19 protein-coding genes are annotated in these 21,160 nt (G+C 62.4%); 11 read left to right on the top strand and 8 right to left on the bottom strand.

Annotation, left to right across the window (positions count from 1 at the left end):
- Positions 1 to 8: 8 nt before the first annotated feature.
- Positions 9 to 797, bottom strand: a complete 789-nt coding sequence (locus NKI15_RS10620; protein WP_352514203.1) for a peptidoglycan-binding domain-containing protein — start codon at positions 795 to 797, stop codon at positions 9 to 11.
- Complete coding sequence (locus tag NKI15_RS10625; RefSeq protein WP_352514274.1) at positions 772 to 2,517, bottom strand: sensor histidine kinase; 1,746 nt, start codon at positions 2,515 to 2,517, stop codon at positions 772 to 774. The genes NKI15_RS10620 and NKI15_RS10625 overlap by 26 nt, the downstream gene beginning before the upstream one ends.
- 531 nt (positions 2,518 to 3,048) lie before the next feature.
- Between NKI15_RS10625 and NKI15_RS10630 the strand changes: the two genes are divergently transcribed.
- Both NKI15_RS10630 and NKI15_RS10635 read left to right on the top strand, forming a co-directional pair.
- On the top strand, positions 3,049 to 3,417 hold the full coding sequence (locus NKI15_RS10630; protein WP_352514202.1) for a DUF5330 domain-containing protein: 369 nt from the start codon (positions 3,049 to 3,051) through the stop codon (positions 3,415 to 3,417).
- Positions 3,418 to 3,533: 116 nt separating this feature from the next.
- Entirely contained in the window at positions 3,534 to 3,962 is a 429-nt protein-coding gene (locus NKI15_RS10635) for a SufE family protein (protein ID WP_023673679.1), read from the top strand.
- Between the two features lie 126 nt (positions 3,963 to 4,088).
- Here NKI15_RS10635 and NKI15_RS10640 read toward each other — a convergent pair whose 3' ends face one another.
- The gene (locus NKI15_RS10640) at positions 4,089 to 4,514 is read right to left on the bottom strand and encodes a Ros/MucR family transcriptional regulator (RefSeq protein ID WP_023673680.1); all 426 of its coding nucleotides are present in this window, start codon (positions 4,512 to 4,514) and stop codon (positions 4,089 to 4,091) included.
- A 412-nt stretch (positions 4,515 to 4,926) separates the two neighbouring features.
- Positions 4,927 to 5,301, bottom strand: a complete 375-nt coding sequence (locus NKI15_RS10645) for an SH3 domain-containing protein (protein ID WP_023702200.1) — start codon at positions 5,299 to 5,301, stop codon at positions 4,927 to 4,929.
- Positions 5,302 to 5,415: 114 nt separating this feature from the next.
- Between NKI15_RS10645 and NKI15_RS10650 the strand changes: the two genes are divergently transcribed.
- The 3 genes from NKI15_RS10650 to NKI15_RS10660 all read left to right on the top strand — a co-directional run bounded on the left by NKI15_RS10650 (position 5,416) and on the right by NKI15_RS10660 (position 8,721).
- Entirely contained in the window at positions 5,416 to 7,563 is a 2,148-nt protein-coding gene (locus tag NKI15_RS10650) for a S9 family peptidase (protein WP_352514201.1), read from the top strand.
- Positions 7,560 to 8,186 (top strand): LysE family translocator, encoded by a 627-nt coding sequence (locus NKI15_RS10655; RefSeq protein WP_023692796.1) that lies wholly within the window; start codon positions 7,560 to 7,562, stop codon positions 8,184 to 8,186. The genes NKI15_RS10650 and NKI15_RS10655 overlap by 4 nt, the downstream gene beginning before the upstream one ends.
- A 145-nt stretch (positions 8,187 to 8,331) precedes the next feature.
- Positions 8,332 to 8,721, top strand: coding sequence for an SET domain-containing protein (locus tag NKI15_RS10660; protein WP_023673684.1), 390 nt, complete (start codon positions 8,332 to 8,334; stop codon positions 8,719 to 8,721).
- A 20-nt stretch (positions 8,722 to 8,741) separates the two neighbouring features.
- Here the strand turns inward: NKI15_RS10660 and NKI15_RS10665 are convergent, their stop codons facing one another.
- From NKI15_RS10665 to NKI15_RS10680, 4 genes are all read right to left on the bottom strand, one after another.
- On the bottom strand, positions 8,742 to 9,692 hold the full coding sequence (locus tag NKI15_RS10665) for a cytochrome c (RefSeq protein ID WP_352514200.1): 951 nt from the start codon (positions 9,690 to 9,692) through the stop codon (positions 8,742 to 8,744).
- A gap of 9 nt (positions 9,693 to 9,701) precedes the next feature.
- On the bottom strand, positions 9,702 to 10,139 hold the full coding sequence (locus NKI15_RS10670) for a c-type cytochrome (RefSeq protein ID WP_023684552.1): 438 nt from the start codon (positions 10,137 to 10,139) through the stop codon (positions 9,702 to 9,704).
- Positions 10,140 to 10,298: 159 nt separating this feature from the next.
- Positions 10,299 to 10,901 carry a superoxide dismutase gene (locus NKI15_RS10675; RefSeq protein WP_023742667.1) on the bottom strand — a complete coding sequence of 201 codons (603 nt, stop codon included), beginning with the start codon at positions 10,899 to 10,901 and terminating at the stop codon, positions 10,299 to 10,301.
- A 105-nt stretch (positions 10,902 to 11,006) separates the two neighbouring features.
- Positions 11,007 to 11,885, bottom strand: coding sequence for a branched-chain amino acid aminotransferase (locus tag NKI15_RS10680; RefSeq protein ID WP_023673688.1), 879 nt, complete (start codon positions 11,883 to 11,885; stop codon positions 11,007 to 11,009).
- A 168-nt stretch (positions 11,886 to 12,053) separates the two neighbouring features.
- Here NKI15_RS10680 and NKI15_RS10685 point away from each other — a divergent pair, with 168 nt between their 5' ends.
- From NKI15_RS10685 to NKI15_RS10710, 6 genes are all read left to right on the top strand, one after another.
- Entirely contained in the window at positions 12,054 to 12,716 is a 663-nt protein-coding gene (locus tag NKI15_RS10685; protein ID WP_023684554.1) for a haloacid dehalogenase type II, read from the top strand.
- Between the two features lie 174 nt (positions 12,717 to 12,890).
- A complete protein-coding gene (locus NKI15_RS10690; protein WP_023692792.1) occupies positions 12,891 to 13,700 on the top strand; it encodes a L,D-transpeptidase in 810 nt (269 codons plus the stop codon).
- 288 nt (positions 13,701 to 13,988) lie between these two features.
- A complete protein-coding gene (locus NKI15_RS10695) occupies positions 13,989 to 14,189 on the top strand; it encodes a hypothetical protein (protein ID WP_023705449.1) in 201 nt (66 codons plus the stop codon).
- 807 nt (positions 14,190 to 14,996) lie between these two features.
- Positions 14,997 to 15,932, top strand: a complete 936-nt coding sequence (locus tag NKI15_RS10700; protein WP_348528042.1) for a helix-turn-helix domain-containing protein — start codon at positions 14,997 to 14,999, stop codon at positions 15,930 to 15,932.
- Positions 15,933 to 16,165: 233 nt separating this feature from the next.
- A complete protein-coding gene (locus NKI15_RS10705) occupies positions 16,166 to 16,585 on the top strand; it encodes a hypothetical protein (protein ID WP_023684558.1) in 420 nt (139 codons plus the stop codon).
- Between the two features lies 1 nt (position 16,586).
- Positions 16,587 to 21,155 (top strand): YadA-like family protein, encoded by a 4,569-nt coding sequence (locus NKI15_RS10710; protein ID WP_352886084.1) that lies wholly within the window; start codon positions 16,587 to 16,589, stop codon positions 21,153 to 21,155.
- The last annotated feature ends 5 nt before the right edge of the window (positions 21,156 to 21,160 follow it).

Here is a 21,160-nt window from a genome sequence, read left to right on the forward strand (position 1 = left end):
CTTGACCCTCAATTGGTCAGGCCGATCTCGCGCATCTTGACGTAGACGACCTCGTCGGGCTCGCCCGTTTCCGGCAGGCCGAACAGCGACTGGAATTCCTTGATCGCCGCCTTGGTGCGGGCGCCGACGACGCCGTCGAGTTGCATGTCGTCATTGCCGAATGCCTTCAGGCCGGCCTGGATCTTGACGATGCGGGCATCGGGCGCCTGGGCGGATACCGACGCGGAAACCGGGATGAGCGCAGGCGCGGCCTCGGGCGCGGCAACTCGAGCGGCGGCCATATCCACGGGCCTCGGCACAGGATGCGGGATGCCAGCTGTTGTCTGCTTGGCGCCGAGCTGGTCGAGCAGGACGGCGTCGATCTCACCGGAGGCCGGCAGGCCAACTTTCTGCTGGTATGCCTGGATCGCCTTTTGGGTATTCGGCCCGGAAATGCCGTCGACCGTTCCCGTGTAGAAATCGAGATCCTTCAGGATGCCCTGGACCTGCTCGACGGTCGGGTCGCTTTTGACCGGTGCCGGGCCGGGCCGCAGGATGTTGATGGTGGTTTCGGGTTCGTCCGCGCCGGGGTGCGGAAAACCCTCGATGCTGCGGGTGGCGAAGAAGGCGCCGGCATGCGGAAACGGCTGGTACCACAGCGCGTTGGCGGAAACGTAGAACAGCGTCACCAGGAAGGCGGTCGACCCGCCGACCAGGACCGGATTGCGCGAGATCGCGCCGCCGAGCGCAATCGCGCCGGCCTCGAACGCGCCGCTGCGGCGCTTGACCGCCTTAGGCTGTTTTGCGGAGCGAGCCATTCCTGTCCCCTTTCGCGTCGCCTTTCGTCCTGGTCGCGGGCATCGGCAGCACGCCGTTCCTGTCGGTCGCGCTCCTCTTCGGCCCGTTCACCGGCAGGCTGATCGTGACCGTCGTCCCCTCGCCCGGCATGCTTTCGATCGACATCGTGCCGTCGTGCAGCGCCACCAGGCCCTTGACCAGCGACAGGCCGAGCCCGGTGCCCTCGAAGCGGCGCGTATAGTCATTCTGGATCTGCATGAACGGCTTTCCGAGATTGACAAAATCTTCCTCGGCGATGCCGATGCCGGTGTCCCTGACCCAGAAATGCAGCCGCGAGCCGATCCGCTTGGCGCCGACGACGACATTGCCGCCATCGGGCGTGAACTTGACCGCATTGGAGACGAGGTTGATCAGGATCTGCTGCACGGCACGACGGTCGGCATTGATCTCCCCGGCGTCCGGCGCAATCTGCGCCTGGAGATCGATGTTCTTGGCATTCGCCTGCAGCTGCATCATCGACTGGCACATCTCGACCGCTTCGATGAATCGGAACGGTTCGGGCTCGGTCGCGTAGGCGCCGGCCTCGATCCTCGAGACATCAAGGATGGAGGTGACGACGGCAAGCAGATGCTGGCCCGACTCCTTCACCAGGCTGACATACTCCTTCTGGCGCGGGTCCTTGAAGCCGCCGAACATCTCATGCAGCAGCATGTCGGAAAAACCGATGATGGCGTTGAGCGGCGTCCGAAGCTCATGGCTGACGACCGCCAGGAAGCGGCCCTTTGCCACCTCGGCCGACGCTGCGGCCTCATTGGCGGCAGCAAGCTCGTCGCGCAATTCGGCAGTCTCGTCGTTCTCGCGCAGCAGCAGGGTGAAGGTCTCCTGCTGCTCTTCGGCACGCATCAGTTCGAGCTGAAATGGCCGGTAATTGTCGGCCGTCGAGGCGCTGCCGTCCTGCGGCAGCCTTACCCGAAGATCGAGCCGGCGCGCCAGGGCGCCATCGCGCATGTCGGCAAGCGCGCTGAGATAAGCGACGCGATCGGACAGGTGGATGCGGTCGAACAGCCCGGCGCCGAAAAGCAGTTCCGGCGGCAGCTTCAGGATGGTGCGCGCCTTGGCCGAGGCATCCAGGACCTCGCCATGCCGGGCGACATGCAGGACAACGGCGTCGATCATATCTTCAAGGCGGTCGTTTGGAAGCAGCGCGGGCTGCGCGCGTGCGGCATCGCCGAGGGCTGCGAGCCGGGGAACCAGCGTCAGGCCCCAGGCGAGCGGCAGCAGCCAGTGCCACGCCGCGACTTGCGCCCCTCCGAGCGGGACGACAGAGCCGACAAAGGGCTGCAGCAGCATTGCGGCCAAGGTTGAGAGGCCGCCCCAAAGTGCCGCGCGCTTTGAACCGCCGATCCACCAGGCCTCGAATGGCAGTGCCAGGGCCAGCAGCGCAACCGGCGACGCCAGGCCGCCTGCTGCCGCGACGGCGCCGGCAAGGGCAAGACCGCCGGCGGCAAGGGCAACCTGGGCTGCCAGCGTCATCTTGCCCGACGCCGCCACCAGCAAGGCGGCGAACCAGCAAAGACCGAAGGCGGCGAAAATGGTTGCGACGGTGACGGCGGCGCCCATGCCCGAGGTGACCAGTGTCACCGCCGCACCGGCGGCGAAGAACGGAGCGGCAAGCATGATGCCGATGAACCGGCGCTGGCGCAGGCGATCGCCCTGGCCGATGATGGCCGGATGGACCATGCGTTCGCAACCGGCCGCCAGCGCGCCAGGCAGTTCAATGTATCTGGCAGTTGTCAAACTCAACGCACTCGCACCCGGTCGTGACTGCCCTGCTTTGCAGGTCGCTTTTGCTTGTTTGAAACTCGCATCCAGCGTTTAAGGAATGAATAAGGCTGACCGGAACAACGAGCGCGCTGCGGCAAAAATTGGAGCGCCGGCACCGGAATGCACCGCCATTTGTAGCCATAGTAAACGGAGCGTTATGTGCAAAGGGCGTGCCCGTGGCTGCGAAACCCTGAGCCGGCATGCCTGCTCTTCTGAAGATATCCATGCGCAACAATCGCTTAGATGGTTACTGCAAGGTTAAGAAAATTGCCGGCATTTGAGGCTAATGCACTGCAAAACGCCTCGCTTCGAATTTGCCTAAAATTTGAGGAAAATTTTCGCTGAGCAAGAAAGCCGTCCTTTGCGCCTCATGTGCCATTGTCGCTGATATAAAGAGGTCATTGCGCATGGACGCATGATCCGGTCATTGGACGAGAGGGCAGATCGATGGGCTTTTTGATAAGAATGGCGTTCTGGTTTTCGCTGGTGTTGCTGGCGCTGCCGCTGACCGTCGGCCCCGACGAGGATGGCCGCGAAAGCGTCGGGCCGTTCCAGGCGCTTTTTGCGGCGCGCGAAGCGGTCGGCGACATCGCCGGCATTTGCGAGCGTAAGCCGGACGTCTGCGAAACCGGCAAGTCGGCGATGCATACGATCAGCGCCCGGGCCAAGGAAACCGCCAAGATCGCCGCCGCCATGCTGGACGACAAGAGCGCCGAGACCTCGCCCGATACATCGCTGGCCACCGGCAACGTCGCCAAGGACATCGTGCTGCCGGCGACAGTCAACATACCTGCCAAGCTGGTGGCGAAGAACTAAACACCGTTTCAGCTGTATCTACAGCGACACCGCAGGCCGGTCGGACCTCTCGATGCCTGCGGTGCTTTTCTTCTTTTTCCGTGACGCCGCAGCCGCGGATGACTATATCCTGAGCAATGGCCACGACGATCCAGACGATCCGCGACGACTTCTCCCTGCTCGACGAGTGGGAAGACCGCTATCGCTATGTGATCGAGCTCGGCGAAGCGCTGCCGCCATTTCCCGACGCCGAACGCAACGCCGCCAACAAGGTGCCGGGCTGCGTCAGCCAGGTCTGGCTGACCACGAGCCGAGCGCCGGGCGCCGATCCGGTCATCACCTTCACAGGCGATTCAGACGCTCATATCGTGCGCGGTCTGGTCGCCATCATGCTGGCGCTGTTTTCGGGACGGACTGCCAGCCAGATCCTTGAAACGGACGCCGAGGCGACGCTGAGGTCGCTTGGCCTCGACGAACATCTGTCGCCGCAGCGGGCCAATGGCCTGCGCTCGATGGTCAAGCGCGTCAAGCGGGACGCCGAGATGGCTCTCAAGCAGACTGCTTGATTGCTCTATCTTCTCTTCTTTCGACGCAATTCCAAGGGAAAGCGCTCGGCAGTTTTCCTGGAATTGTTCTAGGAACAAAAACGGCGCCGTAAGGGGCGCCGTTGATCTTGTCCATTGGAGCCGGTGTTACCGCCCCTTGCGCTTGCGGCCGAGGCCCATCTTCTTGGCCAGCTGCGAACGGGCAGCGGCATAGTTGGGGGCAACCATCGGATAGCTGGCGTCGAGATTCCACTTCTCGCGGTATTCATCGGGCGTCAGACCGTAATGGGTCATCAGGTGGCGCTTCAGCGACTTGAACTTCTTGCCATCTTCAAGGCAGACGATGTAATCGTCATGAACAGAGCGCTTCGGGTTTACCGCAGGCTTCTGCTTGTCGGCCGGAGGCTGTTCGCTTGCTCCGCCCACGCGCCCGAGAGCGGCATGGACATCAGCGATAAGGTTCGGCAATTCGCCGACCGGCACGGGATTGTTGCTGACATAGGCTGCCACCACATCGGCGGTCAGCTCGATCAGCGCATCGCTATTTCTGGAAGGTGTTTCGACGATATCCATGGTTTAGGCCCCAACGAAGGATGTTTCTGTTTGCGCCCTTTTTGGAAGATCGGGCATGGCGCGAATTTCACGCGGGAAGAGCTTCATGGATTCGCGTCCGGGCATCTTAATGAGCCCACAGACAAAGTAAGTCAATTCGCATCTTGCGCTATATTCAACGATATTCATCGAATAGTCGCTCTTCAGCTTCAATCTTTCGTGCACTCTGTAACTTCGCGATATTTTCTGGTCGGACCAGGACTAGCATGACGTAAGGTCACACCACCGCTAAATCAGCAAGGACTCATAAAGTGGGCAGCGATGCTTGGTCTATGCTTCGAGGTTTGGGCGGCTGATTGTCGGATTCGTACCAAACCGCAAGTTGCAAAGCGTTGGCGAAACACGCCGAAGAAGATCTTCGGTCTGACCGGATTCAATACGGCGTGAGGTATTTTCCATAGACCCAGCCACTAACAAAACCACCATTTTGCGCCGGGTCGTGCCAAACTTGACACCATTGATAGCGAATTGCCTGTTTCTGTTTCCAGTGCGGCTGGCCGGCGATCTCCAGAAGATTCAAGCCGCCGGTGCACTTGCCGGTCATCTGCAGGATCGTCCCGTTGGGATAGGCGGCCTGCTTCTGCGAGGTGCCGGACGGATATTTGCGAACGTTGAGCGTGTCGCCGAACGGCACGCCAGCCACTTGCCAAGCGGCGAACGCGGTTGCATGAGACTGGCCGGTGAAAGCCAGAACGGTCGAAGCGACGACGGCGAGAGCCGCAGCGGTGTTGATATGGAAATTCATCATCCTCTCCTTTTGGCTCATCTCCCGAGCCCGCCGCAACCAATACATCCCGGCCCTTGAACCCGCGCTGATCGGCGTGTTCATTTGCCATTCAAGTAATTTCTTCAGTGAGACGCAATGACCAAGACCTCAGCTTTTCCGACCGCCAGCCCGCCGAGCCCCGAGAAACACCCCGTCTTCGACACGCATCACGGCATTACCCGCACAGATGACTATGCCTGGCTGAGGGCCGAGAACTGGCAGGCGATGTTCAGGGACCCTTCCCTGCTTGAGGGCCGCATCCGCGCCCATCTCGAAGCCGAAAACGCCTATCAAGCAGTGCTTATGGCCGATACGCTAGAGCTTCGGAAGCAGCTGTTCGGCGAGATGAAGGGGCGCATCAAGGAAGATGATTCGACGGTGCCGATGAAGGATGGCCCCTATGCTTACGGCTCATCCTTCAAGCTTGGCGGCGAACAGCCCCGCTATTTCCGCATGCCGCGCGATGGCGGCGATGAGCAGATCCTGCTCGATGGCGACGCGGAAGCCGAGGGCAAGCCCTATTTCCGCCTCGGCGGCGTCGACCATTCGGCCGATCACCGCAAGCTGTTGTGGGCGTTCGACGACAAGGGCTCTGAATTCTTCACACTTCGCGTGCGCGATCTCACCAGCGGCAAGGAACTGAGCGACCAGATCGAGGCCACCAGTGGTGGCGGCGTCTGGAATGCCGCCGATGACGGCTTCTTCTACACAAGGCTCGACGACAATCATCGCCCGTCCAAGGTGCTGTTCCACGCGCTCGGCGGCAGCCCCCTTAATGACCGGCTGATTTATGAGGAAACCGATCCCGGCTTCTTCATGGATGTCGGCGGCACGCGCTCCAACGAATGGATCATGATCGGGATCAACGATCACGAAACCTCGGAATATCACCTGATGCGCGCCGATGAGCCTTTCGCCGAGCCAAAGCTGGTGGCAAAGCGCGAGACTGGCCTGCAATATGATCTGGAAGAAGGCGGCGACATCTTCTTCGTCCTCACCAATGCCGACGGCGCCAAGGACTTCAAGATCATGACGGCGCCGGCTAATGACCCGGTTCGCGCCAATTGGGAAGAGCTGGTGGCGCACGAGCCAGGCCGGCTGATCCTGTCGGTGGTCGGCTTCAGGGATCATATGGTCAGGCTCGAGCGCAAGGAAGGGCTGCCGCGCATCGTCGTTCGCGATCGCCGCAGCGGCGAGGAGCATCTGATCTCGTTCGACGAAGAGGCGTTCTCGCTCGGCCTGTCGGGGTCCTATGAATACGACACCGAGATCATGCGCTTCACCTATTCGTCGATGACGACCCCGGCGCAGGTCTTCGACTACAATATGCGCAGCCGCGAGCGTGTGCTGCTGAAGACCCAGGAAGTGCCGTCCGGTCACAATCCGGATCATTATGTCACGCGCCGGTTGATGGCGCCGGCCGCCGATGGCGAACTGGTGCCGGTCTCGCTGCTGCACCACCGCGACACGCCGCTCGATGGCTCCGCACCGTGCCTGCTTTACGGCTACGGCTCTTACGGCATTGCCATTCCGGCGGCGTTCAACACCAACTGGTTCTCGCTGGTCGACCGTGGCTTTGTCTTTGCCATCGCCCATGTCCGCGGCGGCAAGGACAAGGGCTATGGCTGGTATGACGACGGCAAACGGGCGCACAAGATGAACACGTTCACCGATTTCATCGCCGTCGCGCAGCATCTCGTCGCCGAGCGTTACACCCATCACGACCGCATCGTCGCGCAAGGCGGCTCGGCCGGCGGCATGCTGATGGGTGCGATCGCCAACATGGCGCCGCAAAATTTCGGCGCCATCGTTGCCGAGGTTCCCTTTGTCGACGTGCTGACCACGATGCTCGACGCAAGCTTGCCGCTGACGCCGCCGGAGTGGCCGGAATGGGGCAACCCGATCGGGTCGGCGGAAGATTACAATACCATCGCCGCCTACTCGCCCTATGACAATGTTGCCGATCACGACTACCCGCCGATCCTGGCGCTGGCCGGCCTCACCGATCCGCGCGTCACCTATTGGGAGCCGGCCAAATGGGTGGCGCGGCTGCGCGAGCGCAAGAGCGGCGACAATCCGGTGCTGTTCAAGATCAACATGGATTCCGGCCATGCCGGCGCGTCGGGCCGGTTCTCCAGGCTGGAGGAGATCGCCTATACCTACTCCTTCGCGCTCAAGGTTACGGCCAAGCCCGAACCCGAGGTTACGGGCAAGGCTGAGAATGCAACGGAGGCGTCGCAATGATCGATCTATCCACCTTGACGGCTTACATAGCGGTTGTGCTTGGCTTTGTGTTTATTCCAGGCCCAGCCACGCTTTTGACGGTCGCGCGAGCGACGAGTTCCGGAACCAGGGTTGGCGTCGCGACGGGCGCGGGCGTCGCGGCTGGCGATGTGTTCCATACCATCATGGCGATGGTCGGCATTTCGGCGATCATCGCCACTTCGGCAACGCTGTTCAGCGTCGTAAAATACATCGGCGCGGCGTATCTCGTTTACCTCGGCATCCGCGCAATCATCGAGAGAATACCGGCCGACCCTACTGCCGGCGCACTCGCGATCTCCGCCAGCAAGGCGTTTCGTCAAGCTGTCCTGACCGAAGTGCTTAATCCAAAGACGGCGCTTTTCTTCCTCGCCTTCCTGCCCCAGTTCGTGCGGCCTGAAAACGGATCGGTGATGCTCCAGCTGATGACGCTGGGCATAATCTTTGTTCTGCTCGGCCTTTTCAGCACAGTCGTCTTTGCCGTGAGTGCGGGCCGGCTCGGCACGTTCCTGCGCCGCAATCCGTCGGTGGTGAAATGGCAAGGCAAGGTGGTTGGCGGCATCTACTGCGCGTTAGGCGTTCGTCTGGCCTTGCAGCAGCGCTGATGTCGAAGCGAAAAGCGCGCCCGTCGAGGCGCGCCGGTCGTCACTTTTTGAATTCCGGGCTGCTCATTTTCACTCGCATTTGCAATGGCTGCGCGCTACCCATGCGCGCCACCTTCCAGACCATGACATACGCAAAGGGGCCACTATGTTGCTCGTCGACACCTATCTCGAGAAATCACCGATCCAGGGCATCGGGGTTTTCGCCAGGAACCACATTGCCAAGGGCACGCTGGTCTGGAAGCTCGACCCCAGATTCGACCGGATCATCGACGTCGAGACCTATGAAGGCGAGAGCGGCCCGGTGAAGAACTATCTCGACCGTTATTCCTATCCAGACCGCCGGGATCCGAACTACATCGTCTTCGAAGCCGACGACGCCCGCTACATGAACCATGACGACGAACCGAATTGCGATGTCTCCTCGCCCGAGGAAACCTATGCCTTGCGCGACATCGCACCCGGCGAGGAACTGACCTGCAATTACAGCCATTTCTTCGAGACGGGCTTCGACTTCCTCGGCGATCGCCACCTGTAGATGGCCACCTGTAGCCGGGATCACTTGGCCGGCTTGCTGCGCACCGGGTAGCCGTTGGGATGCGGCGGCACCGCCTTGAGATAGGCGGCTATTGCCGCGCGATCTCCCGGCGGCAGTTCGGCCATGTTGCGCTGCACGTCGACCATGGCGCCGCCTACCGAGTCGAAATCGGGGGTAAAACCGGTTTCGAGATAGTTGGCGATGTCGGCTTCCGACCAGTCACCGAGCCCGCCCTCGCCCGATGTGATGTTCGGCACGATGCCGCTGCCTTCGGCGGCCGCCGCGCCAGCCAGCCACTGGCTCTTCCTGATGCCGCCGGTGACGTCGCGCGGCGTGTGGCATTCGCCGCAATGGCCGGGTCCCTCGACCAGATAGCGGCCGGCCAGTACCGGATCAGGCGTGCCATCGGCAAAGGCAATCACCGGCTCCTTGCTGAGATAGAGCCGCTTCCACAGGCCGAGGCCGCGGCGGATGTTGAAGGGGAAACTCAGCGAATTGTCGGGCGCCTTGCCGGCGACCGCCGGCAGCGTCTTCAGGAACGCATAGAGATCGGCAATATCAGCCGGCTTCATGCGGGCGTAGGATGCGTAGGGAAAGCCCGGATAGAGATGTTCGCCCGACGGCGACACGCCCTTCAGCATGGCGTTGGCAAGGTCCTCGACCGTCCAGGCGCCGATGCCGTCCTTGGGATCCTGCGAGATGTTGGGCGGCACGAAGGTGCCGAACGGCGTCTTGAGCTCGAGGCCGCCGACCAGTTGCAAACGGGCGTCGCCTTGCGAGCCCGACTTGGCGTGACAGGAGGTGCAGCCGCCGGCATTGAAAATGCGCTTGCCCCTGGCGGCGTCGCCGGGGCCGAGTTGCGCCAGGGTGCCAGTGTCGAGCTTGACCGGCGCCGACAACAGCCAGCCGGCGCCCGCACCGACGACGCCCAGGGCAAGGGCGACGCCGACAAATTTTTTCCACAAGGGCATTGCCCGGGATCAGCTCTTCTTCACCCGATAGGTCTTGTGGCAGGTGCCGCAATCACTGCCGAGCGTATCGATCTGCGCCTTCAGCGCATCGACATCGGCGGGCGCGGCGGCGACTGCGGCCTTGACGTCGGCGAGGTACTTGTCTTCGGTCGATTTGAAGCCCGCCATGTCTTTCCAGATTTTGGGCGAGGCGGTGGTATCACCGCTGTCGCTGCCGGCCGGGAACAGCGTGTCGACATCGAACTTCTCGGCATTGACTTGCAGCGCCTGCAGCGCCGTCAGCACGGCGGCGGCATCGAAGTCTGCCTCGCCCTTGGCGATTTTTGACAGGCCGCCGACGATCTTGCCTCGTTCCTTCATCAGTCCCTGTCGGTCGAGGATCGGGTCGGCAAAAGCCGCCGAGGCGGCGAGGCTGAGCATAGAGATGGCGATAACAAGCTTTCTCATTCAATTGGCTCCAGGATGATGAGGGGTCGCGACCTAACGTTAACGGAGGGCGGGCCGGGATTATTCCCTGTCCGCCGGCCGGATTCTGCCGAATTTTGTGTGCCTGCTGCTTCAGCTGAGAAAGAAAAGCCCCGGAGTACCGGGGCTTCTCTGGGTCGATCAGGCTTTCGCCTCTTCGTACATTTCAAGGACATGGTCCCAGTTGATGAGGCTGTCGACGAAGGCCTCGAGATATTTCGGCCGCGCGTTGCGGTAGTCGATGTAATAGGAATGTTCCCAGACATCGACGCCGAGGATCGGCGATGCGCCTTGGACGAGCGGGTTCTCGCCGTTCGGCGTCTTGGATATCGCCAGCTTGCCGTCCTTGACCGAGACCCAGGCCCAGCCCGAACCGAACTGCGTGGTGCCGGCGGCGATGAAGTCGGCCTTGAACTTGTCGTAGCCGCCGAGGTCGGCGTCGAAAGCCTTCTGCAGGGCGCCCGGAAGCTTGTTGCCGCCGCCGCCCTTCTTCATCCACTTCCAGAAATGGATGTGGTTGTAGTGCTGGGCTGCGTTGTTGAAGAGGCCGGCATTCTTGCCGAACGACTGCTTGACCACCTCTTCGACCGACAGATCGCCAAGGCCCGCTTCGGCGGCCAGCTTGTTGCCGTTGTCGACATAAGCCTTGTGGTGCTTGTCGTGGTGATACTCCAGCGTCTCCTTCGACATGTAAGGCTGCAAGGCCTCGTAGTCGTAGGGCAAGGCGGGCAATTCAAAAGCCATCGGTCATACTCCTCATGGAAAAATCCGGTGCGGATACCGGATTAAGATAGGGCTGCATTGATCTGGAACAACTCCGGAATGAAGCGCCAATTGCCTTTTAGCGGCTCAACCGGCGGAAGTCGAATGCGCCCATTCCCAATAAAGGTCGCGCGCTTTCTTGGCCACCGGCCCGGGCTGCAGATCGCGGTCCTCGATGCGGGTGATCGGCACGACCTTGGAATGATTTCCGGTCGAAAAGATCTCATCGGCTTCGAGAAAGTCGCGCACCGACAGCATCTTCTCCGTGGTCTTGAAGCCGTAATCGCCAAGCAGCGTCATGGTGCGCGAGCGGGTGATGCCGGACAGGAAGGTGCCGTTGGGCGCCGGCGTCAACACGTGGCTGTCCTTGACCAGGAAGATGTTCGAGGTTCCGGTCTCGGCGACATTGCCCAGCATGTCCAGCACCAGCGCATTGTCGAAGCCGCGTCCCTTCGCTTCGAGGATGGCGCGGCCATTGTTGGGATAGAGGCAGCCGGCCTTGGCATTGGTCGGCATGGTCTCGATGGTCGGCCGCCGGAACGGCGACACGGTGATCGAAAAGCCGGTCGGCGAGATCATCGGCGATTCGTAGAGGCAGAGGCAGAAACGGGTCGAGGCCGGATCGGCCGGCACGCCCATGTAGCCGCCATGCTCGGCCCAGTACATCGGCCTGATGTAGACCGCTGTCTTGCCGTCGAACTTCTTCAGCCCGTCCCAGGTCAGTCCAACAATCTCATCGGCGCTCATCGACGGCGCGAGGCCGAGCGCGGTCGCCGATGCGTTCACCCTAGCGGCATGCAGCTCGAGATCGGGGGCGACGCCTTCGAACCAGCGGGCGCCGTCGAAGACGCTGGTGCCGAGCCACATGGCGTGGCTGCGCGGACCCAGAATGGCGACGTTGCCTTCGTACCAGTCGCCGTCGACGAAGGTCCATGTCGCCGATAGCGCCGCAGTCGCCAGTGTCATTGTTCGGTTCCGCTTCAAAGCTGCCTGTGCCAAGCATTGGAAGATGCTTTGACCGGCGCCGTCAACCGGCATGGAGCGGTTTTTGTTGAGGCCAGAGCGCCCCAAGAAAGCGATCAAGACTACAATCGATGCTTGCACCTTGCGCCGCCTGCCCTCAAAACTGTCGCCATGCATTACGCGGCTTACGTTTTCGACGCCTATGGCACGTTGTTCGACGTGCACGCCGCCGTGCGCCGTCACGACGGCGAGATCGGCCCCGACGGCCCGCTGCTTTCGGAAATCTGGCGCGCCAAGCAGCTGGAATATTCCTGGGTGCGCACGCTGATGGGCGGCTATGCCGATTTCTGGCAGCTCACCGAACAGGCGCTCGATTTCGCCCTGCGCAAGGTTCCCTCCGCCGACAAGGGACTGAAGGCCAAGCTGCTCGAAGCCTATTGGCGGCTCGACTGCTATCCGGAAGTGCCGGCCGTGCTCAAGGCGCTGAAAGCATCCGGCGCCAAGCTCGCGATCCTGTCCAACGGCTCGCCCGAGATGCTGGAAGCGGCGGTCAAGTCGGCCGCCCTCGACCAGGTGCTGGACGATATCTTTTCGGTCGACGCCGTCAGGCGCTTCAAGACCGACCCGTCGACCTACGACATGGTGGCGACGGGCTGGCGGCTCTATCCGGGCGCCGTCTCGTTCCAGTCGTCCAACCGCTGGGACATCGCCGGCGCCACCAAATTCGGCTTTCGCACCGTGTGGATCAACCGCGCCAACCAGCCCGAGGAATACCGGGATTTCCCGCCGGCGCTGATCCTGCCGTCGCTTGACGGCCTGCTGACCGGCGGCTGATCACTCTGTTGCCTTCGAGCAACAGTGGCAGAGCGGTCACAGCTTCGCCTTTGTTTGTCCACCCTCAGGCCAGAATCGGAACCGCCTATCGCGTCAGGCATTGGGAGAGGCCGACCACTGCGCCGCTTGAGGGCATTCACGCTTTCTTGCGATTCGAGACTTAAAAAGGCAACCATGTTGAAGACCGAAATCGACCCCTATCGCCTGAGCCGTCGCGGCTTTCTGAATGCCGCAGCCCTTGGTGCCGCCTCGATTGCGGTCTCCGCCTGCACCACCACCGGACCGGCACCGGCGCCGGTCGAACCGCCACCGCCGACCTATGACGAGCCGCCGCTCGGCGACTATGCGACGATGTACGGCCCGATTTCCGACAGCGGGTTCGAGCTCCCAGCGATCCCGATCAAGAAGATGGACCCGCAGTTCCTACGCCAGATCGTTCCCGATCCGACCGGCCAGCGGCCAGGCACCATCATCGTCGATACGACCAACCATTTCCTCTATCTGGTGCGCGAAGGCGGCCAAGCGATCCGTTACGGCGTCGGCCTCGGTCGCGCCGGCTTCGAATGGTCGGGAGACGCCGTCGTCCAGTGGAAGCAGAAATGGCCGAAATGGACGCCGCCCGATGAGATGGTCGCCCGCCAGCCTGAACTGGAAGAATACAGCGCCAAGAACGGCGGCATGCCCGGCGGCCTCAAGAACCCGCTCGGCGCCCGCGCGCTCTACCTGTTCCACGACAACGTCGACACGCTCTACCGCCTGCATGGCTCGCCGGAATGGAACTCGATCGGCAAATCCGTCTCGTCAGGCTGCGTGCGCCTGATAAATCAGGACATCATCGACCTCTACGACCGCGTGCCGTCGAAGAGCCCGGTCATCGTGACGTCCGACATCGGCCAGCCGATGGCGGCGAGCGCAAACCGCAGAGCCATCCCGATCGATGGCGGGGTGCCGGATGGCTCGGTCCTGCTCGGCCCGGTGACCTGATCGACTTCATCTATGCCATGAAGCGGCAGGTTCCGCTCCATGCGGCAAAGCTCGTCAGGATCCCGATAGCTTCACGCGAATGCCTGGGGTTCGCATCCAAGATATGCAATGCCGGCAACAGGAGGCCAAAAAAGACGTCCAGACAAACCACGGAGCCGCTGCAATCGGGGCGGCCATGCCCTGTCAATCTCGACGCTGCTGTGTTTCGTTACCATTGATGTATATTAGACGGGAGTATGATTGCAGAGACATACATTTCATTAGATCATTGATGGCGGGGGTACGCCGATGGTGGGATTTGATTTCGATAGTCCGCCTGCCGACGGCGCCGAGGCCAACCTGTCGGCCGAATGCGAGCGCCAATTGCTGCCGCTCGTCCGCGGAATTGTCGAGGCGGCGGTTGCCGCCGGGTGGAGCCAGGAAGACGTTCTTCTGGCCATGGTCGAGCTGTCCTGGGATCTGTACGAGAAACGCCGAGGCAATCTTTAGCAGGCCTGCGTGAGCCGGATAATTCCGTAGCGCCGGCCAAGCCAGGCCATGTTTTTCTCGCGCGAACTTTTTTCTTCACTTACAATGTTTTTCTATCCGCGGGATGCGCTACGCTGCCTTTGGGCAGGACTATGGGGGATACAAATTACCGTCCGGATTTCCGGGTTGGCTGTTTGCACGGCACGGAATTTCGATGGGCTGGCAAAGCGGCTGAGGCAAGGCTGAATGAAAAATGCGGGCGAGGTTCAGGAACGCAGCGCAGGCGCCGATCGGGTCGATCGGCACGCCCTCGGCACAATCCCCGAAAATGCCAATCCCAGAAGAGCAACCATGCGGGGGAGCGGGATATGCTCTGTCCGCAGCCCTGGATCGCTCCCGGAGGGTCGCCATCGCCGAAGTCGCTTACCTCGCGGGATTTTCGGATCAAGGCCATTTGGCCACCGCCATGAAGAAGCACAAGGGAAAGAAGCCATGGTTCGGGCGATAACTGCTGCTGGATCGTCCGTGGCAATGACAGATAGTCGACCAGCTCTGTCAATGGCCGCGCGATCTATATTCGGAATACAACTCTGGATTGTGACGGCACACTATGCACAATAACTAGGCAAAAATGGTAAGATAAGGTCGGAAAATAGTCAGGTAGCCTTGGCTAAAATTCAAACCTGTAAATTTATAGTCAAAATCCTGGTAAAATTTTCATATGAGCTCAAATTCTTCTTTGCAATATATAGCAGCATCTGTAGGATTCGAAGGAACGCCCAGGAGCAAACGTGAATTCTGGGCGCCTCGATACAGCACAGGATTGGATTGATCGGCGCAGCAGTGGCAGAGACGAAGATGCAACATAGAGGCAACGTCCAGGAAAGCGCCGGGACAGAGCGGCGGCGCGCGGATCGTCGCATCTTCGACGGAATGCCGGAAAGCGCGGGGCGCTACCTGGTCACGTTTCGAGGCGGCGCGGCTCATGTCGTTCATGGGCCGGGATCACACACATTCAAAGCGGCGGAACATTTCGCTTCGGTTCTGCTTACACCCTCACCAGGGATTGCGGCATCGCTGGGCAGCGACAAAGTCCACGAATACGACGGCGACGTCGGTATGATCATGATCGTCCCAGCCGATCTCGGCGGCAAGGTGACCCGGTCATCCACCACGGAAAGCGCAATCGTGGCGCTCACCCCCGAGAGTCTCTTCGAGCTGGCAACGCGTGAATTCGACACCGGCCATGCCGAGCTTCAACCGCCGCCGTTCGGGACCGTCGACTTCCAGGCGCTGCAACTCGCGCAGTTGCTGAAGGCGGAACTGACGGATCGGGAAACTCCAAACGAGTTCTATGTCGATTCGTTGGTCACCATGTTCGGCGTCCATTTGCTTCGGAACTACGCAGGAGCGCGAAAGTTGCCACAAGCCCCAAAGGGCGGTCTGTCGAACCGCAGCGCCCGGCGGGTGCGCGAATTCCTGGAGGTAAATTTTTCCAGCAAGATCGCGGTGGCCGAGCTGGCCGCACTCTGTGGCCTTTCGCCGAGCCATTTCATCCTGGCATTCACCAAGACCTTTGGCGAGCCGCCGCACAAATACCTGCTGCGGCTGCGTCTCGATTTCGCCGAAAAACTTCTCATCGAGAGCGACCTGTCGATTGCGGAAGTCGCTCATCTCAGTGGATTCTCGGACCAGAGCCACTTGACAGTCACCATGTCCAGATACCGGAACAGAACCCCCAGGCAGGTCAAGCTGCAACGTTAACGACTGTTGCGGCGCGCATGATTGTCCGCGGCGATACCTCGATTGATCTTCAGTATAGTCGAAGGTTGTGTGGCAGAGCAGTCACAGTTGTCGCGCAGGGACCAAATACCGGATTTTCCTACAAAGATTCCGGATTATTCCAAAATACCTGCACCGCGAATGTGCTCATGGTCGCGATGGAAGTCATTTGGGGCGGGGGAGCAACCAGATGATACAGCATGTCGGATTGTCCCATGGACATTCAATTCGCGGAAATCGAGGTCTTCGCGCCTAAGGCCGAAGCGGCCTGGGCTGCACTGCAACGCCAATACGCCAGCCGGATCAGCGCTGCGGAACTCGACCATCTCCTGGCCTGTTTCGTGCTTGGACTGACCTCTCCGGCTTGTGGTGAAGGCGATCCGGGATTTCATTTCGATCTCTGCCGCGCGCTGGTGGCGGTAAGCCTGCCGCCGGAACGGACGGAGGCTGCACTGCATACGGTTCCAGAACCGACGCAGCCATGGGTCGCGAGCGCCTATCAGCTGATTGAAAAACAAGGCGCGAAGGTTGGTCTCTCGTTACGGGAGAAGACGCGCAATTTCGAAGATTTTTTGGCCACCGAGGCGAATGGTGCGGCACATCAGGGCGCCTCGGCAATTGCGAGGAAAAACTAGCATGACCAGACGCGTCGAGGGGCAAGCAAGGATCGAATTTCTTCCTGGATTTGTCGGAAACTGGATCGCGGGTGCGGCCGACAGTCGCTCGGTTCGTCGCCGCCTGATGGCCGTCCTGCGCATGGCGCATCGTACGCTTGGAATGCGCCGCAAGGGTTTGGGGTTGGGGACGTTGGGCGTCGGCGCCAGCGTGCGTTCGGCATTGGCCTGCGGCGTGAGCCCGGCCAGCATGATCGGAGGCTTGGCCGCAATCGCCGCGATCGGCATCGCCACACCGGCCCAGGCACAATACCAGGCTGGCGGTGGTTCGGCGACCGGCGGCAACGCCGTCGCCATCGGTAACGGCACCGCGACGAATGGCAACAACAGCGTGGCGTTGGGCAGTTCCAACAGTGCAACGGGCGACGGCACGATCGCCATCGGCTATGCGATGGGTGTCAATGGCCTCAATGCCATAGGCATAGGTGTCTTCGCAGGCGCAACCGGCGTCAATGCCCTCGCCGTGGGCGGGAACGCCAAGGCCAACGGGGACGCAGCAAGCGCGATTGGCGTCAATTCGGTTGCAACCACAGGCGCGGCCGCCTTTGGCCTGAATGCGCGTGCCGACGGACTGAACTCGACGGCGATCGGCTATGTTACCCGGGCGACCGGGCTGCGCGCCACCGCGCTCGGGTTTGGGGCAACAGCATCCGGCGTGGATTCGATTGCGCAAGGTAACAGCGCCGTCGCCAGCAACCAGAATGCCGTCGCCATCGGTTTCCAGGCGACCGCGACTAGCATCAACTCCATCAACATTGGCGGGCGCACCGTCGTGGGAACAGGCGCGCTGTCGCAGGGCGCCATCGCCCTTGGTACGGATGTGCTGGCATCTCAACAGAACACGGTCTCCATCGGCGTCCTGACCAAAGCGACCGGAACGGGCGCAACGGCGATGGGCAACACCGCCAGTGCATGGGGCAACCAATCCATCGCATTCGGCGTCGGCGCGCAGGCAGGCGTTCAGGCCAACACTGCCCTGCCCAACAGCATCGCCATCGGCACCAATTCGCTGTCTTCGGGCGCTTTCGCCACCGCGATGGGCGCTACCTCGGTTGCGAGTGGCTCCGCCAGCACTGCTATTGGCAACACCGCCGTTGCCAGCGGCGCAAACGCCTCCTCGTTCGGTTCCGGCGCGAATGCGACGGGAGACAATTCTCTTGCCGCCGGTGTCAGCGCCGCCGCCAGCGGGATTGCCAGCACCGCGCTCGGCATCGGCTCCAAGGCCAGCGCCACCAACGCCGTGGCGATCGGTAATGCGGCGGTCGCCAATTCCGCCGACGCTGTTGCAGTGGGCACGAATGCAACGGCGACGGGCGGCAAGGCTGTCGCCATCGGCGCCGGCAACACAGCCTTTGGCAACGGCGCGGTCTCCATCGGCGATCCGAGCTATGCCAGCGGCACCGGCGCCTTCACCGGCGGCGCCAACAACATCGCCAACAGCGACGGCACGGCAACCGCCACAGCCGCAAACCAGGCCGCAGGCGCGGTTGCCATCGGCAACAACAACAAGGCCGTCGGGCAAGGCTCCGTGGCGCTGGGCAATGGCTCGACGGCGGGTGCAGCCGGCCTTGCCGGCAATGTCGCGCTGGGCAACGGCGCGACGGCGACGGCAAGCTCCGGCGACGTAGCGCTCGGTTCGGGCTCGGTGACCGCGACGGCGGTCGGCACCAGCGGCGCGACGATCGGCGGCACGGCCTACAGCTTCGCCGGCACGACGCCGACGAGCACTGTCAGCGTCGGCGCGCTCGGCGCGGAGCGGACCATCACCAATGTCGCGGCGGGCCGGCTCAGCAATTCGTCGACCGACGCCATCAATGGCTCGCAGCTCTTCGCCACCAACCAGCAGGTGACGCAGAACACGACGGCCATCGCCGCCAACACCGCCGACATCACCAATCTCGGCAACACGATCAACAGCATCAGCACCGGTGGCGGCATCAAGTATTTCCACGCCAATTCGACGGCGGCGGACTCGTCCGCAACGGGCACGGACTCCGTTGCTATCGGACCAGCCGCGACCGCGACGGGGACAAACGCCATCGCGGCCGGCACCAATTCGAGCGCCTCCGACGCCAACGCCTCGGCCTTCGGCAGCGGCGCCGTCGCATCGGCGCTTGACGCAACGGCGATGGGATACATCTCCAAGGCCTCGGGCCAATACAGCACCGCCGTCGGTGCCAACGCCAATGCCACAGCCACGTCCAGCACCGCGATCGGCCAGAACGCGTTTGCAACCGCCTTTCAAGCGACCGCTCTCGGCGTAGGAGCGAATGCCGGCGCCCAGAATGCAATCGCGCTGGGCGCCCTCGCCAACGCCAGCAACGCCGGCGACGTGGCGCTCGGCTCGGGCTCGGTAACCGCCGCGGCGGTCGGCACCGCCGGCACGACGATCGGCGGCGTCGCCTACAACTTCGCCGGCACGACGCCGGCAAGCACCGTCAGCGTCGGCGCGGTCGGCGCGGAACGCACCATCACCAATGTCGCGGCGGGCCGGCTCAGCAATTCGTCGACCGACGCGATCAACGGCTCGCAGCTCTTCGCCACCAACCAGCAGGTGACGCAGAATACGACCGACATCGCCGCCAACACCGCCGACATCACCAATCTCGGCAACACAATCAACAGCATCAGCACCGGCGGCGGCATCAAGTATTTCCATGCCAATTCGACGCTGGCGGATTCCCAGGCCCTGGGGACGGATTCCGTTGCGGTCGGCCCGAATGCCGTGGCCAACAATGCCGGCGACGTTGCGATCGGCGCGAATGCGGTGTCGACCGTGACCACGGCGGTCGGCGGCACCACGATCGGCGGCGTTGCCTACACCTTCGCCGGCGCGACGCCCGCGGGTGCATTCTCGGTCGGCTCGGTGGGCGCCGAACGCCAGATCCAGAACGTCGCGGCCGGGCAGTTGAGCAACTCCTCGACCGATGCGGTCAACGGCTCGCAGCTGTTTGCGACCAACCAGCAGGTGACGCAGAACACCACCGATATCGCCGCCAATACTGCTGACATCACCAATCTCGGCAATTCGATCAGCAATATTGCCGGCGACACCTCGCTGGCCTACACCGACGCCAATGGCGACGGCATCCGCTATGTGCGCACCAACGACAGGACGCTTGCCGTCGCGGACTCCTTCGCGCAAGGGATCGGCTCTTCCGCCCTGGGCTACCAGGCGACCGCGAGCGCCGACAATGCGCTGGCGCTCGGCCGCGACACCCAGGCCAGCGTCATCGGCGGCGTGGCGCTTGGCGCCGGCTCGGTTTCGGATCGGGCGGTCGCGCCCGTATCGGGGTCGATCCTCTCCGGCACCGGCCTCATTCCCTACAACACCGCGGACATGAGCCTGCTCGGCGCCGTCTCGGTCGGCACCTCCACCTCCTATCGCCAGATCATCAACGTGGCCGACGGCACGCAGGACCAGGACGCGGTCACGCTTCGCCAGTTGAAGGGCGCGCTGAGCTCGTTCGCGGTGACGGGGAGCCTGTACTTCCATGCCAATTCGACGGCAGCGGATTCGCTCGCGGTCGGCGTCGATTCGGTTGCGGTCGGTCCGCGCACCACCGTCAATGGCGACAATGGCATCGGCATCGGCAACGGCGCCATCGTGCAGCAGACGGCGCCGGGAGGCATCGCGATCGGCCAGAATTCGACGGTCAACCAGGCCGACAGCATCGCCCTCGGCACCAACGCGACCACCAACGGAGCGCAGGCGGTGGCGCTCGGCGCCGGCGCAAAGGCCAACGAGCCGGGCAGCGTCGCGCTCGGCGCGGGCTCGACGACGGCGGCGGCGGTCGCCACCACCGGCACCACGATCAACGGCGTTGCCTATACCTTCGCCGGAACAGCTCCGACCAGCACGGTCAGCGTCGGCACCGTCGGCAACGAGCGCACCGTCACCAATGTCGCGGCGGGCCGGATCAGCGGCACCTCCACCGACGCCATCAACGGCAGCCAGCTCTTCGCCACCAACCAGGCGGTCGAAGCCATGCAGGGTAGCGTCGGCGACCTGAATCAGTTCGCCGTCCAGTACGACAAGGACGGGAACGGCAACAAGTCCAACTCGATTACCCTTGCCGGCGGCGACCCGAACACGCCGGTGGTCATCCACAATGTCGGGCCGGGCGTTGCCAACACCGATGCGGTCAATGTTCAGCAGTTCAACAGCGGGTTAGCACTCAACCTAGACAATTCGAAGAACTACACCAACCAGGTGGCGGCCACCACGCTGCAGCAAGCCAATGCGTATGCGGACTCCAAACTCAGCCAGCTCAACATGGACATGGGAGAGGTCAGGGGCGAGGCGCGCCAGGCTGCGGCAATCGGCTTGGCGGCCGGCTCGCTGCGCTACGACGATCGTCCCGGCAAGCTGAGCGTGGCCGCCGGCGGAGGCTATTGGCGCGGTGAAGGCGCCCTGGCCTTCGGCGCCGGCTACACGAGCGAGGAGGGACGTGTTCGAGCGAACCTGTCCGGCACAACGGCAGGCGGGCACTGGGGCGTCGGCGCGGGCGTCAGCCTTACGCTGAACTAGAGCCC

Source organism: Mesorhizobium sp. M0862, from assembly GCF_040319795.1.
In the GTDB taxonomy this organism is placed as follows: Bacteria; Pseudomonadota; Alphaproteobacteria; order Rhizobiales; family Rhizobiaceae; genus Mesorhizobium.